Raw genomic sequence first — 15283 nt, forward strand, 5'->3', positions numbered from 1 at the left:
AAAAACAAAAAAGTAATTTATAAAGGAGCCTTCACGTTGATGAAAAAATTACCGGTTCCGGTATTATTTACGGAATATTCGAAACGGAAAACGGCATCATAGATACCAATAAGATCTAAGCCCAGACCATATCCCGCCAGGTATTGGTTGGTCAAACGTGCATTTTCAGGAATTCGGTTGGCATCTCTGACGTATCCCTGATCAAAATTGGCACTTAGGTATAATTTGAAGGGAATGACGGAAAATTCCTCGATAGGCATGAAATCTGAAATGTCAAACGCAATGTTTAATAATTCATAGCGAAGGCTGTTTTTATGAACGATGGTCTGCTGCCCTTCGATCACATTGATTTCATAGCCGCGAATAAAATCGGGTTTGTATCCGATCCCTCTTACCAGCGTGTAGGGTTGCCTTGGACTAAAAAAAGCAGATCCGGAAATACCGGTTGCGAAGTGTAATTTATCACCCAGGCGCGTATACTTGCTGGCTACTATGGAAAATTCCGTTTCACTAATGTCATCCCCTGAAAAAAGCCCGTATTGGCTCAAACTTAAGTCCAGTAAGGTGCCCTGAGTGGCATAAGCCACATTGTCTCGATTGTCGTGTCGGTATCGGTAAGTCGCTTGAAAATATTTCAGTCGTTCGCCGTCATGGGTAAAGTAGTTTGGGTTTTCGGCCAATACATCCTCATGGATCCGGGTGTTGTGGATGCCCAGGGTGAGGTAATGGAAATTGTAAAAGCTGCCCCGGAAGCTATACGTTAGAAAAGCATTGAACGTCTTACGTAGCACCTCTTCTGCCTGGTTTCGGTAAAAAAACTGTTTGTTTTCCACCGATTTGATGGGGATGTTTTTATTGGTATAATAATTGAATTTTGCGGCCAGCCCATGAAGCTGATTTTTGTCTAGATAAGGAATGCTGTAATTGAGGTCGACGGCCTGCGTAAAACCCAATTGTCCGATCACCCGGAGTTTTTCATTCCTGCCTCCGACATTATTATGATCAAGCTTGATACCGTAATTGACCCGGGAAAAATCCCTGCCCTGGTTGATCCACCATTCTGAAAAGTTTCTATCTGCCAGGTTAAAAATGAGGCTGGGTAGTATGTACCATCGTTCTTTTAGCGACACCAGTAGTTCTACCTGTTCGTCGTCGACAAATAAGGGGGTGAGTGTGACCGTCGTAAACAGTTGCAGGTTGTATATTTTTTTCTGGTCAGCCAGCAGCAGTTCGACAAATTCCTCCCAGTCGTAGGTGATTTCTGTTCTGATATCCATTTCCCTCAGAATGATATTCCTCCGGGTTTTTTCATTCCCTACCACAAAGATATTATTGACCGTTACCTGATCCGGGGGATTGGACGGGTCCCCGGCACTCCCTGCGGATTCCTCCTGCGCACATAGCGACTGGCTGCTCAAGCTAAAGCAGCAGCAAAGCAGGATTTGAAAGAAAAACGTGGGAATATATTTCAAAATTGCCGGTTTTTTTGTCTAGGGTCGCAGAACTTAAATGATGATATTTACCTTACTAGAAGTAAATACGATATAAGTGAAGCAAATAGTTAAAAATATTGCCATTTTTCCCATTTTGATTTATCAATATTTACTATCCCCCTTATTCCCAAGGTCTTGCCGGTATTACCCCACCTGTAGCCAGTATATGAAAGAGGCCATTCAGAAACATGGCGTCTTGAAAGGGGGCTGGTTGGGGTTGAAAAGGATTGGCAGGTGCCATCCATGGGGAGGGCAAGGACACGATCCGGTTCCTTAACCCCTCCTTTATCACCGATTTATTTTCTTGGTTTTAAGGGCGTAAATGACCAATCCAATCCCCGCCAACACCAGCGGAATACTCAATGCCTGTCCCATATTGTAAGTCAGGTTGTCTTCAAAATCCACCTGGTTTTCTTTGAAAAATTCCCACACGAAGCGCATTCCAAACACAGAAATCAGGAATAAACCCAGGTATAAGCCTTCAGGGATGTCGGACTTGTACCGTTTCCAACCCAGGAAGAGGAAGATAAAGATCAGGAAATAGGTGACTGCTTCGTAAATCTGAGTGGGATGTTTGGCGATACCAAAGGTTTTGACCACCGCCAGGTAATGATCGCCTCCATCCGTAATGGTCATATTTAGGGGTGTTTCAGGGTTTTCAGCCATGTATTTTTGGGAGCTGCTGAATCTTGTCAGGGCGTATTTGACATCCCTTTCCAAAACCGAGGCTAAGTTACTTTCATCAAACCCTCCCTTACTGATGCGTATATCAAAATTTACGGGAACCCTGCCGGTTCCCTGCAATTCATCCTCCCGGTCCTCCGGTTTGTAGGCTTCTATGGATTCTATCGGCAGGTTCATGGTGCCTAATATGTCCTCGGTATCACGTGCAAAAACAATACCCTGGTCGGTTCCAGTAGCTTTTCCGCCGATTTCTGAGTTCATCAGGTTACCCACACGGATGAGTGCCCCGGTGAGTGCTACGACGATCACAATCCGGTCAACTACCCATAGGTAAGACTGTCCGGGTGTTTTTTTGGCATAAAGCCACAGCGCAAATAGAATACCGATAGCGGCTCCATGGCTGGCAAGTCCCCCTTCCCAAACTTTGAGAATGTCGATGGGATTACTGAGGTAGCGTGCCGGCTCGTAAAACAACACATGCCCAAGACGTGCTCCTAAAATGGTGGCCAATACCATATAGATGGTGAGCCGGTCTACCAGTTGTTCATCATGACCTTCTTTTTTAAAAAAATGAATCATGATTTGTTGAGAAACGATAAAGCCAAGAGCAAAAAGCAGGCTGTACCAACGCAACCTGTCGAATCCAGAAAAAACCGCCGGGTTTGGACTCCAAACCACGTAATACAACACATTATTGATCATTTTTCTATTTTTTTTACGCTGTTGCCTTACTTTATTCTTCTAAACTATCCATTTCATCTAATTCCTTCTGATACCCTCCGGATAAAATGGGAAAACGGTACCAGGTTTTCGGATCGACATTGAATTCATCCAGGTGAAAAGAGGGTGCCAGCCGCTCCCTTTTCCATTGGTTTCTGGACCACAGTCCAAAGAACTTTCTAATGTAAGTTTTTAATAGGGCCGATTCAAGAGAAAGTTCTTCTTTCAAAATCAGGTAGATGTCAGCCGGAGATCGTTTGTCCCGAATGGCCAGTTTTTCTATGGCTGTGATGACAGGATAGGGCATCAGGTCTTCTTCATCCGTCTGCCTGGATTCCAACGGACGTAGTTCTGCAGTTGGTTGAAGTGCATTCACCTCTTTTAGTCCCTCGTATCCCAGTTCTTTTTCAGCCCAACGCAGCCATTGCAGAATAAAATCTTTGGGCACGGCAGCAATAGGAGAGAGTCCTCCGCTTGTATCTCCGTCCATCGTGGCGTAGCCGACGTCCCCTTCGCTTCTGTTCGATGTGCTTAGGAGCAAAGCCTGATGAATATTTGCCAGCATCCAGATAATGGGAGATCTTGCACGTGCCTGTATGTTTTGCAAGGCAATATCATCGCCGGACCAGTCCAGGTTTCTGCCCAGGGCGGTTTCGATTTTTCGGGTATAGCCAGCTACCTCCTCATCAATAGACCAGTGGTGAAAAGTGGCACCGAGACTTCCAGCCAGCGTCTTCGCACTTTGCAAGGTGTCCGTGGACGAGTTGCGGGTGCTTTGGTAAGCTGTAATGAAAATCTTCCCGATTATATCTTTGATACTACTCTTGGGATCAATGTCTTCGCTACGGTGAATTTTTTCCAGAAATAAGGGAATCCCCAGATCCCTGATTCCCCTTTTTACCATTTCCGCTACCAGCACAGCAATGGTGGAGGAATCTGCTCCGCCGCTCAGGGAAAGAACAAATCCTTTGCTTCGGCTTTTTCGCAGGTAATCAAATAGCGCAAGGGTGGCAGCTGCCGTAAATTCTTCGTTTTTGTCGTGCTCAATGGACTTGCTTTCCGCGGTCAAGGGTTGGTCAAGAGGGAAATGGAAGTGTACCAATTGGTAGTTTTGAAAAGACAACAGCGGATTTTTGACCAGGATTTCCCCCCGGTTTGCGAAGAGTATTTCCCCGTCGAAAATCATTCTACCACTTTCATTGCCAAGCAAATTAACGTAAAAATAAGCTGCTTCCAGCACTTCGGAACTTTCTCTTACCAGTATTTCCCGTTGCTCACTTTTGCCCATCGCAAAGTGGCTGGCACTGGGATTAAAAATCAATGCTGCATTTCGGTCCTTTAGCCTGAATCCGGGACGTAAGTCACCTCTCCAGGCATCTTCACATATTTCAAACCCGTAGCGGACCCCTTTTTTTTCAAAGGTCATATCGCCAAATGGAACCGCTGAATCGTAGAAATCGAAGCGGATCACCTCGCCCGCTTTCCAGGGTGTAAACCACCGGCACTCGTAATGCACCCCATCAATAGCCAAAAATTGTTTGGGCACCATCCCCAGGACCTTCTGGTCTTCTACCACGGCCATGCAATTGTATAATTTTCCCTTTACCCGGCAGGGTAAACCCAGACAAATCGTAATGTCTTTGGTGAAGGGAAGGATCTTTTGTAGGTAGTACAGGGCTTTTTTGGGGTACCAGTAACTTAAAAAAAGGTCTTCGCTTCCATATCCGGTGATGCTGAGTTCCGGAAAGCACAACAAGGCTACCTGTTGTTCTTTTGCCTTTTGGACGGCCTGCAAAATATTGTCAAAATTCCCTTCCCAGTCCAATGGCGTCTGATTCAGGGTGGCACCGGCTATATGTAGTTGAGACATAGGGTTGGTTTTTCTCCCCTTTTAGAGGGGTTGCATGATTAAAGGATGATCTGAAGTTTTTCGCAGGCAATTTTTGCGGCTTCCTGCTCGGCTTTTTTCTTGGTAGCTCCTTTGCCCTCCGAAAAAGAAGATCCGTCAATATTAAGTGCTACGGTAAACTCCTTGAACCGCTGGCTGCCTTCTACTGATTTTAACTCAAAATCGATCTCCTTGTTATCTTTCTGAGACCATTCGATAATTTTACTTTTGAAATTGATGGTGGTGGTGATGATATTATCCAAATCAAAGAACGGAGCGATTAATCGTTTGTAGATAAATTTTCTACAAAAATAATACCCCCTGTCCAGGTAGATCGCTCCGATCAACGCTTCCAGGGTATCCCCATAGAGGGATTTGAAAGAATAGGGTACTTTTCCGTCCATTTCCGTCTCTACGATCTTGGGCAGTCCTATTTTTTGGCCAACCTGGTTTAAGGATTCGCGGTTAACGATACGAGATCTGGTTTCAGTAAGGAACCCCTCGTCTCTATAAGGGAATTTTTGAAAAAGATACTCGGCAACTACGGTTCCCAAAACGGCATCTCCCAGGTATTCCAGGCGTTCATTACTTATTTTTACTCCTGACTTGATTTCCTTAGAGGCTGAAACATGCCGGAAGGCCAACCTGTAGAGCGATAAATTTAAAGGCTTGCTACCCACTATATTTTTGATAGCGGAAGCAAGCCTTTTTTCTTTCTTATCGTAAGTTAGCTCTTGTACTCTGAGCAACCGAAGTAATTTCAAATTTATTCCTTAATTTTTTTGAATATGATCGAACAGTTATGCCCGCCAAATCCAAAAGTGTTGCTCAGGGCGATGGTCACTTCTTTCTCCTGAGCTTCATTGAAAGTGAGGTTCAATTTCCCATCTACCTCCTCATCATCGGTAAAATGATTGATGGTGGGCGGTATCAGGTTATCTCTCATAGCCAAAATAGAGGCGATGGCTTCTACCGCACCGGCTGCCCCCAGCAAGTGTCCTGTCATGGACTTGGTACTGCTGATGTTCAGTTTGTAGGCATGGTCACCAAATACCTTTAGAATGGCTTTGACTTCGCTTAAGTCTCCGAGCGGAGTAGAAGTACCGTGTACATTGATATAATCTACCGCATCTGCATTGATCCCGGCATCCTCAAGGGCGAATTTCATCACATTAGCGGCTCCACGTCCTTCGGGGTGTGGGGCTGTAATGTGATAGGCATCACCGGTCATACCACCACCGATGAGTTCTGCGTATATCTTTGCCCCACGGGCTTTTGCATGTTCGTATTCTTCCAGTATAAGTGCCCCGGCACCTTCTCCCAGCACAAAACCGTCCCTGTCCTTGTCAAAGGGTCGGGAGGCAGTGGCCGGATCATCATTGCGTTGAGATAATGCCTTAAGGGCATTGAATCCACCGACACCAGCTTCTGTAACCGCTGATTCGGAGCCACCAGAAATAAAAACATCCGCCTTGCCCAGTCGAATATAATTAAAAGCATCAATTAACGCATTGGTAGCAGAAGCGCAAGCCGAAACCGTGGCAAAATTGGGGCCCTGAAATCCATATTTTATGGATATAAATCCTGCCGCAATATCGGCAATCATTTTGGGTATGAAGAAAGGATTGAACCGGGGAGTTCCATCTCCGTTGACAAAGTCCGTAACTTCATCCTGAAAGGTTTTCAGGCCTCCGATACCGGACCCCCATATCACGCCTGATCGGGTGAGGTCGATACGATCCAGGTCTATTCCTGAATCGTTCATGGCCTCTTCCACCGCTATCATGGCGTATTGCGTGTAAGGATCTATTTTTCTGGCTTCTTTTCTGTCTATAAATTGCGCGATGTCAAGATTTTTTATTTCGCAGGCAAATTGGGTTTTGAATTTGGAGGCATCAAAACGGGTAATAGGCGCAGCACCACTTACACCAGTTGTCAATCCGTTCCAGAAATCGTCGACGGTATTGCCAATGGGTGTAAGGGCACCTAAACCTGTTACTACAACTCTTCTTAAATTCATAAATGATTTTAAGTATGGGTTATTTTACGTTAGCTTCCAAGTAGCTAACCGCCTGGCCAACCGTACCGATCTGCTCAGCCTGGTCATCCGGAATGGAAATGTTGAATTCTTTTTCGAATTCCATGATAAGCTCTACAGTATCTAACGAATCGGCTCCAAGGTCATTGGTAAAGCTCGCTTCCGGAGTAACTTCAGATTCTTCGACGCCTAACTTATCAACGATAATAGCTTTTACTTTTTGTGCAATTTCAGACATTTTGTGATCAGTTTAGTTTAAACACTCCGCAAAGAAAATTATTTAATACCTTAATGTCAAAAAAAAAGACAAACTAAATTAAGAACTTTCCTTCAAGGATAGAAGTTGGAATAAAATTTTTAACTTTGTTTTTTTAAATTCTTCCTGAATGAAGAAAAGCAAACTTCATGTTGAAACCACGTTTGATTTTGAGCTTTTAGGCCTTGTAGCCCCTTTAAAGGACTATAAAATGGCTTGGTTGATCAATCGTTCATTGGGATTAAATTTAAAAAAAACCGGTGATTACCAGATGGAATTTCTTCGCCAGCCGGATTTAATTATTTCTCAATTTATATTGGAAAAAGAACATGGCTACATTCAATTGCTAAGAAATAAGTCGTATCCGGTCGGCGGTCACTCTAGATACCTGGTGCCCGAACTTCGGAGTATGGATTACTTTTTAGTCTGCCAGGACTTTACCTATGAAGTGGATTTAAATACGTATATTGACGGCCTTTCCGGGGTCAGCGGTATACAGAGTATCGTCAAAATTGATATCAACAAGTTAAAATCAAAGGAAAACCTGTTAACATATTAAATACATATAGAAATGAGAGTACCTATTTTTAATAAAACCAAAATATTAGCTACCATCGGACCTGCCAGCAATACCAAGGAAACCGTTACCGAGTTGGTCATGGCGGGCGCTGATATCTTTCGGTTGAACTTCTCCCATGGGGATCACAGCATCCATGCGGATGTGGTCAAAACCATCCGTGAGGTAAATGCAGAAATGAGTTTCAATATTGGGATATTGCAGGATCTTCAGGGCCCCAAAATTCGCGTAGGAGAAGTGGAAAATAACGGGGTACTCATCAAACAAGGTGACCAGTTGACTATTACCAGTGAGCCAGTAGTCGGTAACGCCTCCCTGGTTAGCACCGTTTATCAGAACCTCCCTAACGACGTGGTTCAGGGTGACCGCATTCTTATTGACGACGGAAACCTGGAGCTGGTGGTTTTGAAGACCGATGGCAAAAATGTGGATTGTACCGTAGTACACGGCGGAATTTTAAAATCCAGAAAGGGAATTAATCTTCCCAGCACTAAAATCAGTGCCCCCTCATTGACGGAAAAAGACCTGGAGGACCTGGAGTTCGGTCTGGAAAATGAAGTGGATTGGATCGCTCTTTCGTTTGTACGTACCGCGGATGATATTATCGATCTTCGCGAACGGATTACCAAGGCTGGTAAAAGCTGTAAGATCGTTGCAAAAATTGAAAAGCCGGAAGCATTGGAAAATATAGATGCCATTATCCAGGCTACCGATGCCATCATGGTGGCAAGAGGAGACCTGGGCGTGGAGGTGCCCATGGAGATTGTACCCCTCTGGCAGAAAAGAATGGTTGAAAAATGCAAGATCGCCTGCAAACCTGTCATCATTGCCACGCAGATGATGGAAAGCATGATCGTCAATCCCAGACCGACCCGTGCCGAGACCAATGATGTTGCCACGGCCGTACTGGACGGTGCGGATGCCGTGATGCTATCAGCCGAGACCGCCTCCGGCAAATTCCCCGTCGCAGCAGTAAAGGCCATGAGTAGCATTATCGATCATATTGAGGTGAACGCCGATATTTATCACAACCTCTATAAAATCCCGGAGGATACCGAAAGCTTTTTGAGTAACAACCTGCTGCTGATGGCCAGCCGTTTATCCAGGAATGTGAAAGCTAAAGCGATTGTGGGCATTACCACTTCGGGATTTACAGCCTTCCGAATTTCATCTCACCGACCCTCTGCGGACATATTCGTTTTTACCCGTAACAAGAATCTTTTAACACAACTGAGCCTGGTGTGGGGAGTCAGAGCATTTTACTATGATAATCGTGTTTCTACCGATGCGACCTTTCAGGATATCGAAGATAAATTAAAAGAGGAAAATCATGTGAGCGAAGGAGACATTATCATCAATACGGCCAGCATGCCCCTGAAAGCCAAAGGAAGAACCAACATGTTAAAAATCCATGTAGTGGATTAATTCGTTGGCTGGCTTGCCAGTAAAAATTACCTTGTATAAAGTTAAGAGAACTGTTTGTGTCTGCGCAAACAGTTCTTTTTTTTGCAGGAGTTACAGGTCCCCGGGTCCTTCAGGACGAACCATCAGGACCTTTTCCCGATCGACCGCTACTGCACCCGGAGGAGAGCCCTTGACTTTCCGAACATACTTGCAGGGCGTGTACATGACAGCCGCAAGACTGGAATTTTTGCTTTTGGAATAGTAGGCGGCCAGAGAAGCGGCCTTTTCCAATACCGGACCCGGCAGTGTTTTGCCGGACTGATTCTTGATGATAACATGGGATCCTGACACGTCCTTTGCGTGTAGCCAGAGGTCTTCTTTCCAGGCATACCTGCGTAGCAGTTCATCGTTAGAGCGTGCAGACTTGCCTACCCAAACCTCAAACCCCAATAGTTCAAACTTTTTGAAGGGCAAGGATTCCGGTTTAGTAGTCTCGGAAGTCCGGTTCCCGGTCTTCATAAACTTTTTTAAGCTGCGAAAATCCTGAACGGATTCTAATTCCGCTTTTTCTGATTCCACTGCTTTTAGTAAGCGTTCCTTTCCAAGAAGGTTTTGGCGAACCTGTTCAAATTCTATTTTCTTATTTTTATTTTTCCGGTACAGATTCTCGGCCTGTTTTTGGGGGCTTTGACCTCGTTTTAAATTTATTTCAATCGTTTTATCCGCATAGAAATCATACAAATTTACCTTTTCAGCACCAGGAGGTATTTGATGCAGGTTGGCCATGATAATATCGGCGATTTGACTGGGGGCGGGCTCAGCCTCCATGGCGGCCAATTTTTCCCGTGTCTTTTGCAGGTAGTTTTCGGTTTTTCTTTGCTGATCTGCCAGGGAACGCAAGAGCCTGCTTTTTTGCAGCTCAAATGCCTGCCGGACTACCGCTTTCTGGTAATACAGGTTGGCAGCGATTATCGGGTCTGTGGAGGTTTCCAGTGCCTGTTCACAAGGGAGCAAGGTCAACCGGTACTGATCCTGCTCTTGGAAAATGGAAAAAAGGGGACTATCCAATAGGTCGATCACCTGCAACATCAGCTGGAAACGACTTTCTAGATCTGCCTCCAAGTATCCATGGTCCTTCAACCATGCTCTTGGGAGTTTTCCGAGCGTAGGAAGGAACTGGGAAGCATTTCCTTCCACTGCCACAAATCGTTCCCAGTTGAGTAAAAGGGGTTTTTCCAGCTCTGGAATAGTTATATTCTGATCCTCTCGGAGGTCTTTCCGGAATAATTTTTCGGGATTTCCTTCTTTGGAATGAAAAAGAAGAATATTTGAACGGCTGCCGTGCATCTTGAAAAGAAGCAGGGGGCCAGATTCGAATTCCAGGTAAAACGCCCGTTCATAATCCAACAAGCAAACCTGCCGAACTTTTTGATGGACAAGATCGGGAAACAGGTCCACATTGTTTTTTTTGCTTCTCCTGAAATCTTCGGGAAAACTCAAGCAGGTAGCCGAGGGAAGGAGTAAGGCCCGGATAAAAAAGGGTGTCCTGTCCGGGAGATGAAATTCCATTATCAATTCCTCCTTATTTTGCGAAAAGCAAGCAGCAAGGGTGGCTCCCTTGATTCTTGATTCCAAAGCAGGGCATAAAAAACGAAAAAAATGGTAGTTCAGGTGCATATTAGAGTTCGATTTTCAACCCATCAAATGCCAATGCTACATTCTCCGGCAAGTGTTCCTGAACCCGCTGATGCATGCCCATTCGATGGCTGGTATGTGTCAGGTAAGCCATTTCAGGTCCGATTTCATCGATGAATGCCAGGGCTTCATTCAGGGTAAAATGAGAGATGTGTGGTTTGATTTGAAGCGCATTCACCACAAGGATTCTCGTTCCTTTAATCTTTTCGATTTCCTCCGGAGCAATATAGTTGGCATCGGTAATGTAAGTAAAGTCCTTAATTCTAAAACCAAAAACGGGTAATTTGTGGTGCATCACCTGAATGGGGCTAAAGGGCATCCCTAACACATCAAAAGGCTGGTTACGGATTTCATTGATCAGTACCCGGGGGATGCCCGGGTATTTGTTGGCCGAGAAAATGTACGAAAATTCCGTTTTGATTTGGTCGAGTACCTGGGGAGTGCCAAAGAGGGGAATGTCCGTTTGCTGCATAAAATTAAAAGGCCGGATATCATCCAGGCCTGCGGTATGGTCTTTATGTTCGTGGGTGTATACCACCGCATCCAGCCGGTTGATGGATTCACGGAGCATCTGCATCCGGAAATCCGGCCCCGTATCGATGACGACACTCTTTCCTTCATGTTCCAGGTGAAGGGATGTTCGGGTACGTTTGTCACGAAAATCCAGGGACTGGCAGACTTCACAATTGCAACCGATGACGGGTACGCCCTGGGATGTTCCGGTTCCTAAAAAGGTGATTTTCAAAGTTTCAGCTCGGTTTGTTTAAGTTCGGAAAGAAAATCCTGCTGTTTTTGATTAGGAAAGCTATTGGGATTGAAATCAAGCGTCTTCAGGATATCTAGTAATGCATTGATTTTGCCTTCCATCGTGAAATACTTGTTGATAATCACGATTTTAGTATCCTTCAAAATGCAGTAACCGGATTTGAAGTTACCTTTCTCATACCGCAGGTGGTAATCCGAGGCAGCAAAAATATCTTCCAGTTTGTCCAGATAGCCTTTGGTATACTTAATATACATGTTACTTATAAATATGCTTCTTTACCGTAGCCAGTAACAGGTCATAATCCAGGGGCTTTTGAACATAATCGTTTAGCCCTGCCTTCTTGAAGTCGTCCAAGGTGAAATTCTTGTAATTCCCGGTAATGGCAATGATGGGAATTTCGGATTTGGCGGGATCAGAAAGCTGGCGGATCGCTTTGGTACAGGCAATCCCATCCATCACTGGCATGTTGATATCCATCAGAATCAGATCAAAATCTTCTTTACCTAACTTGTCTAAAACCTGTTGCCCATTTTTCACAGCCGTGATGTGAAAGTTTTCAAATAACAGCACATTCTTCGTTAAGTTAATAATCACTGAGCTGTCTTCCGCCACTAGTACTTTTTTGGGTTCACTCATATTTCGTAAAAATTTTATCGTTCTCAATTATTTTTTGGTAGGTTTTTAGCCCCGATTCCAAATTTTCAAGATCTTCTTCCAGTTCTTTCAGGTTGGACTGTTTGATTTTTTTCTCAAACCCTGCCGAAGCATTGTAAATCACCAAAACGCCTAAAGTACCGGAATTTCCCTTTAAAATATGAAGTTTCTCACCAATTTCATCAAATTTTCCCGAATCTACCAATGTTCGGATCTCTTGGGTGAGATTTTCCGCTTCGTCCAGAAAATCATGGTACACCGCTTTGATATTATCCAGGGTGTGGTATTTAAGTAATTGGATAATTACCCCTTCGTTAAAGTCCGAGTTTTCGTCCGCTTCCACGCCGGTAATTCCGGCTCTTCTGACTCCCGGTTGTAAGTGAAAATGGATCGTTTCCAGTAGATCTTTGGGCTTGACGGGTTTAGCGATGAAATCATCAAACCCGGTAGATAAAAAATAATCCCGATCGCCCTGGTTAGAGTAAGCGGAGATGGCGATCACCGGAATATCGGTAATTTCCTCTTCTCTGATAATTTTCAGGCAGGAAATACCGTCCAGCTTGGGCATTTGAATGTCCATCAGGACAATGTCGTACCTATTATTCTTTAGCATTTCGATGGCTTCTATGCCATCAGAAGCTGAATCAAAAAAATAGTTGTGTCCGATTACGTTTTCAAAAACCCTGCGGTTCAGTGCATTGTCGTCTACGATCAGGACTTTTTTGTTTTTCATGGTTGAAATTCCTTAACTTCGGGATTCTAGTTTAGGTCTGACAAATAGTGACTTCCTTGAATAAAATACTTTTGGTCATCGCAGGTCCAACTGCAGTAGGCAAAACTGATTTGTGCATAAATTTAGCCAAAAAATTTAATACTGCTATCATTTCCTCGGATAGTAGACAATTTTTTCGGGAAATGAATGCAGGTACAGCCAAGCCGGACCGCGATTCCCTGGAAAAAGCCCCTCATTATTTTATAGGAAATAAGTCCATCCATGAGCCCTATGATGTGCGCGCATTTGAGCAGGAAGCACTTTGCCTATTGACCAAACTGTTTGCTGAAAAGGAGCTGTTGATCCTTACCGGAGGCTCCGGATTGTACATTGATGCGGTAGTGGAGGGCCTTGATGAGATGCCTGAAATACCCTCCAATATTCGGGAGCAATTAAACCATGACTTTCAAAATCAGGGGCTTTCGATGCTACAGCAAAGATTGGAAAAGCTGGACCCGACATACTATCAGACCGTAGACCGGAACAATCCTCATCGCTTAATCCGTGCCCTGGAAGTCTGTCTGGGCACCGGCAGGACCTTCAGTAGCTTCAGGCAGAAGCGAAAGAAAACCAGGCCGTTTCGGACGATTAAAGTAGCCTTAAACCGGGAGCGGGCTGAGCTTTACCATCGAATTGACAGCCGGATGGAGGATATGATTCGAAATGGTCTTTTTGAAGAGGCTACACAGCTCTTCCCGTTCCGGCAGCTTAATGCCCTGCAAACGGTAGGATATAAAGAAATTTTTGGTTACCTGGAGGGAGCCTACGATAAACAGGAAACCATCCGGCTGTTAAAAAGAAACTCGAGGAGGTATGCCAAGAGGCAATTGACCTGGTTTAGGAGAGATTTGGATTATGCCTGGTTTCATCCGGAGGATTGGAACCAAATCTTAGAATGGATTTCGAGTCAGAGAGGGCGGTGACCAAAAAGCTTGGCTACGAACGAATAAGGTTTCATGCGAACCAGATTATTGTATTCATACCGGGCTCTTTTCGAGCGTATAAGCAATTTATTGACCTTTTTAGCATCCTCTGTTCGTTCGGCATCTGAGGGAACTGATTTCTGAAGAGAACGGTAAGTCCTTTCCGCCGCTTCCAGGTCGCCCGTATCCAATTTACCGGTGCCAGTGTTCGGATGTTGTTGGATTTGTAATTCAAGGTCTTGCCAGGCGGCCAAAAAGGTGCTTTTTTTTTGCCTCATGTTTTGGTGAACGAGCAGCACAAATAAAAAGATGAAACCTCCCAGCGTAATGAAAATCGGAACAAATCCCATATTAAATACTTAATAGCTCCTGAAGTCTCAGGTACTCTTCTTTCAGCGGCTTGCTTTTTGTAATGCACTCTTCGAAGGGTGTGTAGACCACCTGATCGTTAATGATTCCGGCCATGCAGTTAGATTTCCCATTGATGAGCCCTTCCACGGCAGCCATTCCACTTCTGCTTCCCAGGATCCGGTCTTTGGCAGTTGGACTACCACCCCGCTGTATATGCCCCAAGGTGGTTACTTTAAATTCTTTGTCCTCTCCTTTGAATTCGGATTTTACTTTTTCCATGATATCCGCAGCTCCCCCTTCTTCGTCTCCTTCGGCCACTACAACGATACTGGATGTTTTGGATTTCCGGAGCCCTTTCAGGGATTTCACCACATCATGGATGGTAGTGGTGGTTTCAGGTACCATGACCAATTCCGCCCCTCCGCCAATACCACATTCGATAGCGATATACCCGCTGTCTCTCCCCATTACTTCTATAAAGAAAATCCGATCGTGAGCAGCAGCGGTATCCCTGATTTTGTCGATGGCTTCCAGGGCAGTATTTACCGCGGTATCAAAGCCAATCGTATAATCCGTACCGAAGATATCATTATCAATGGTTCCCGGACAACCAACAGTAGGAATACCGAATTCTTCATAGAAAATTTTGGCTCCGGTAAATGTACCATCCCCACCGACAGCTACCAGGCCATCAATTCCATGTTTTTTAAGCTCTTCGAATGCTTTTTGCCTTCCTTCTTTTGTTCTAAACTCAGTACTTCGGGCTGATTTCAGGATGGTACCTCCTCTTTGGAGAATATTGCTGACTGAATGAGATTGCATCTTTTTGATATTCCCCTTGATCATCCCATCATAACCATACATGATGCTATATACATCCAGGTTGTGGTAAATGCCTGTTCTGACCACTGCCCGAACGCAGGCATTCATTCCGGGAGAATCTCCTCCTGAGGTAAACACTGCAATTTTTTTCATAGGTATGTTCTCATTTTAATTCAGTAAATCAATTAAAAGACAGCCGAATGCTGTGCTACCTGAACCGACTTGGATTGGGATATAAAA

Annotated in this window: 17 protein-coding genes; 4 read left to right on the forward strand and 13 right to left on the reverse strand. The window is 44.6% G+C overall.

Features of this window, described 5'->3' with window-relative positions:
• Window positions 1-17: 17 nt before the first annotated feature.
• On the reverse strand, window positions 18-1472 hold the full coding sequence (locus GJS45_RS12715) for a BamA/TamA family outer membrane protein (protein ID WP_394366587.1): 1455 nt from the start codon (window positions 1470-1472) through the stop codon (window positions 18-20).
• A gap of 85 nt (window positions 1473-1557) precedes the next feature.
• Between GJS45_RS12715 and yidD the strand changes: the two genes are divergently transcribed.
• Window positions 1558-1770, forward strand: coding sequence for a membrane protein insertion efficiency factor YidD (yidD, locus tag GJS45_RS12720; RefSeq protein WP_394351292.1), 213 nt, complete (start codon window positions 1558-1560; stop codon window positions 1768-1770).
• 11 nt (window positions 1771-1781) lie between these two features.
• On the opposite strand, the gene GJS45_RS12725 is transcribed toward yidD, so the two are convergent.
• The 5 genes from GJS45_RS12725 to GJS45_RS12745 are packed head-to-tail and all read right to left on the reverse strand — an operon-like array spanning window position 1782 to window position 7061.
• The gene (locus GJS45_RS12725; protein WP_162342220.1) at window positions 1782-2879 is read right to left on the reverse strand and encodes a prolipoprotein diacylglyceryl transferase; all 1098 of its coding nucleotides are present in this window, start codon (window positions 2877-2879) and stop codon (window positions 1782-1784) included.
• Between the two features lie 31 nt (window positions 2880-2910).
• Window positions 2911-4767 (reverse strand): NAD(+) synthase, encoded by a 1857-nt coding sequence (gene nadE / locus GJS45_RS12730; RefSeq protein WP_162342221.1) that lies wholly within the window; start codon window positions 4765-4767, stop codon window positions 2911-2913.
• A gap of 38 nt (window positions 4768-4805) precedes the next feature.
• Window positions 4806-5549, reverse strand: coding sequence for a ribonuclease III (rnc, locus tag GJS45_RS12735; RefSeq protein ID WP_162342222.1), 744 nt, complete (start codon window positions 5547-5549; stop codon window positions 4806-4808).
• 2 nt (window positions 5550-5551) lie between these two features.
• Window positions 5552-6805, reverse strand: coding sequence for a beta-ketoacyl-ACP synthase II (gene fabF, locus GJS45_RS12740; RefSeq protein WP_162342223.1), 1254 nt, complete (start codon window positions 6803-6805; stop codon window positions 5552-5554).
• 19 nt (window positions 6806-6824) lie between these two features.
• The gene (locus GJS45_RS12745; RefSeq protein WP_010855324.1) at window positions 6825-7061 is read right to left on the reverse strand and encodes an acyl carrier protein; all 237 of its coding nucleotides are present in this window, start codon (window positions 7059-7061) and stop codon (window positions 6825-6827) included.
• Window positions 7062-7209: 148 nt separating this feature from the next.
• Between GJS45_RS12745 and GJS45_RS12750 the strand changes: the two genes are divergently transcribed.
• On the forward strand, window positions 7210-7638 hold the full coding sequence (locus GJS45_RS12750; protein ID WP_162342224.1) for an IPExxxVDY family protein: 429 nt from the start codon (window positions 7210-7212) through the stop codon (window positions 7636-7638).
• Window positions 7639-7650: 12 nt separating this feature from the next.
• Window positions 7651-9081 carry a pyruvate kinase gene (gene pyk, locus GJS45_RS12755; RefSeq protein ID WP_162342225.1) on the forward strand — a complete coding sequence of 477 codons (1431 nt, stop codon included), beginning with the start codon at window positions 7651-7653 and terminating at the stop codon, window positions 9079-9081.
• A gap of 90 nt (window positions 9082-9171) precedes the next feature.
• On the opposite strand, the gene GJS45_RS12760 is transcribed toward pyk, so the two are convergent.
• The 5 genes from GJS45_RS12760 to GJS45_RS12780 all read right to left on the reverse strand — a co-directional run bounded on the left by GJS45_RS12760 (window position 9172) and on the right by GJS45_RS12780 (window position 12908).
• The gene (locus GJS45_RS12760) at window positions 9172-10629 is read right to left on the reverse strand and encodes an NFACT RNA binding domain-containing protein (protein ID WP_317165104.1); all 1458 of its coding nucleotides are present in this window, start codon (window positions 10627-10629) and stop codon (window positions 9172-9174) included.
• Between the two features lie 109 nt (window positions 10630-10738).
• On the reverse strand, window positions 10739-11500 hold the full coding sequence (locus GJS45_RS12765) for an MBL fold metallo-hydrolase (protein WP_162342227.1): 762 nt from the start codon (window positions 11498-11500) through the stop codon (window positions 10739-10741).
• Complete coding sequence (locus GJS45_RS12770; protein WP_162342228.1) at window positions 11497-11775, reverse strand: hypothetical protein; 279 nt, start codon at window positions 11773-11775, stop codon at window positions 11497-11499. Before GJS45_RS12770 ends, GJS45_RS12765 begins: the two co-directional genes overlap by 4 nt.
• 1 nt (window position 11776) lies before the next feature.
• Window positions 11777-12157: a response regulator gene (locus GJS45_RS12775; protein ID WP_162342229.1), complete on the reverse strand. Its 381-nt coding sequence runs from the start codon at window positions 12155-12157 to the stop codon at window positions 11777-11779.
• Entirely contained in the window at window positions 12150-12908 is a 759-nt protein-coding gene (locus tag GJS45_RS12780; RefSeq protein ID WP_162342230.1) for an Hpt domain-containing response regulator, read from the reverse strand. The genes GJS45_RS12775 and GJS45_RS12780 overlap by 8 nt, the downstream gene beginning before the upstream one ends.
• Before the next feature lie 47 nt (window positions 12909-12955).
• On the opposite strand from GJS45_RS12780, the gene miaA reads away from it, so the two are divergent.
• Window positions 12956-13870, forward strand: coding sequence for a tRNA (adenosine(37)-N6)-dimethylallyltransferase MiaA (gene miaA, locus GJS45_RS12785; protein ID WP_162342231.1), 915 nt, complete (start codon window positions 12956-12958; stop codon window positions 13868-13870).
• Here the strand turns inward: miaA and GJS45_RS12790 are convergent.
• Window positions 13855-14148: a LemA family protein gene (locus GJS45_RS12790; protein WP_162342232.1), complete on the reverse strand. Its 294-nt coding sequence runs from the start codon at window positions 14146-14148 to the stop codon at window positions 13855-13857. The genes miaA and GJS45_RS12790 overlap by 16 nt on opposite strands.
• A 73-nt stretch (window positions 14149-14221) precedes the next feature.
• Complete coding sequence (gene pfkA, locus GJS45_RS12795) at window positions 14222-15196, reverse strand: 6-phosphofructokinase (RefSeq protein ID WP_162342233.1); 975 nt, start codon at window positions 15194-15196, stop codon at window positions 14222-14224.
• Window positions 15197-15283: the final 87 nt, after the last annotated feature.

It is taken from the genome of Cyclobacterium salsum (assembly GCF_010119245.1).
In the GTDB taxonomy this organism is placed as follows: domain Bacteria; phylum Bacteroidota; class Bacteroidia; order Cytophagales; family Cyclobacteriaceae; genus Cyclobacterium; species Cyclobacterium salsum.

Coding starts and splice junctions, on each gene's coding strand:
- GJS45_RS12725 (WP_162342220.1), bottom strand. CDS start 2,879: ATGATCAATAATGTGTTGTATTACGTGGTTTGGAGTCCAAACCCGGCG.
- nadE (WP_162342221.1), bottom strand. CDS start 4,767: ATGTCTCAACTACATATAGCCGGTGCCACCCTGAATCAGACGCCATTG.
- fabF (WP_162342223.1), bottom strand. CDS start 6,805: ATGAATTTAAGAAGAGTTGTAGTAACAGGTTTAGGTGCCCTTACACCC.
- GJS45_RS12745 (WP_010855324.1), bottom strand. CDS start 7,061: ATGTCTGAAATTGCACAAAAAGTAAAAGCTATTATCGTTGATAAGTTA.
- GJS45_RS12750 (WP_162342224.1), top strand. CDS start 7,210: ATGAAGAAAAGCAAACTTCATGTTGAAACCACGTTTGATTTTGAGCTT.
- pyk (WP_162342225.1), top strand. CDS start 7,651: ATGAGAGTACCTATTTTTAATAAAACCAAAATATTAGCTACCATCGGA.
- GJS45_RS12760 (WP_317165104.1), bottom strand. CDS start 10,629: ATGGAATTTCATCTCCCGGACAGGACACCCTTTTTTATCCGGGCCTTA.
- GJS45_RS12770 (WP_162342228.1), bottom strand. CDS start 11,775: ATGTATATTAAGTATACCAAAGGCTATCTGGACAAACTGGAAGATATT.
- GJS45_RS12775 (WP_162342229.1), bottom strand. CDS start 12,157: ATGAGTGAACCCAAAAAAGTACTAGTGGCGGAAGACAGCTCAGTGATT.
- GJS45_RS12780 (WP_162342230.1), bottom strand. CDS start 12,908: ATGAAAAACAAAAAAGTCCTGATCGTAGACGACAATGCACTGAACCGC.
- GJS45_RS12790 (WP_162342232.1), bottom strand. CDS start 14,148: ATGAGGCAAAAAAAAAGCACCTTTTTGGCCGCCTGGCAAGACCTTGAA.
- pfkA (WP_162342233.1), bottom strand. CDS start 15,196: ATGAAAAAAATTGCAGTGTTTACCTCAGGAGGAGATTCTCCCGGAATG.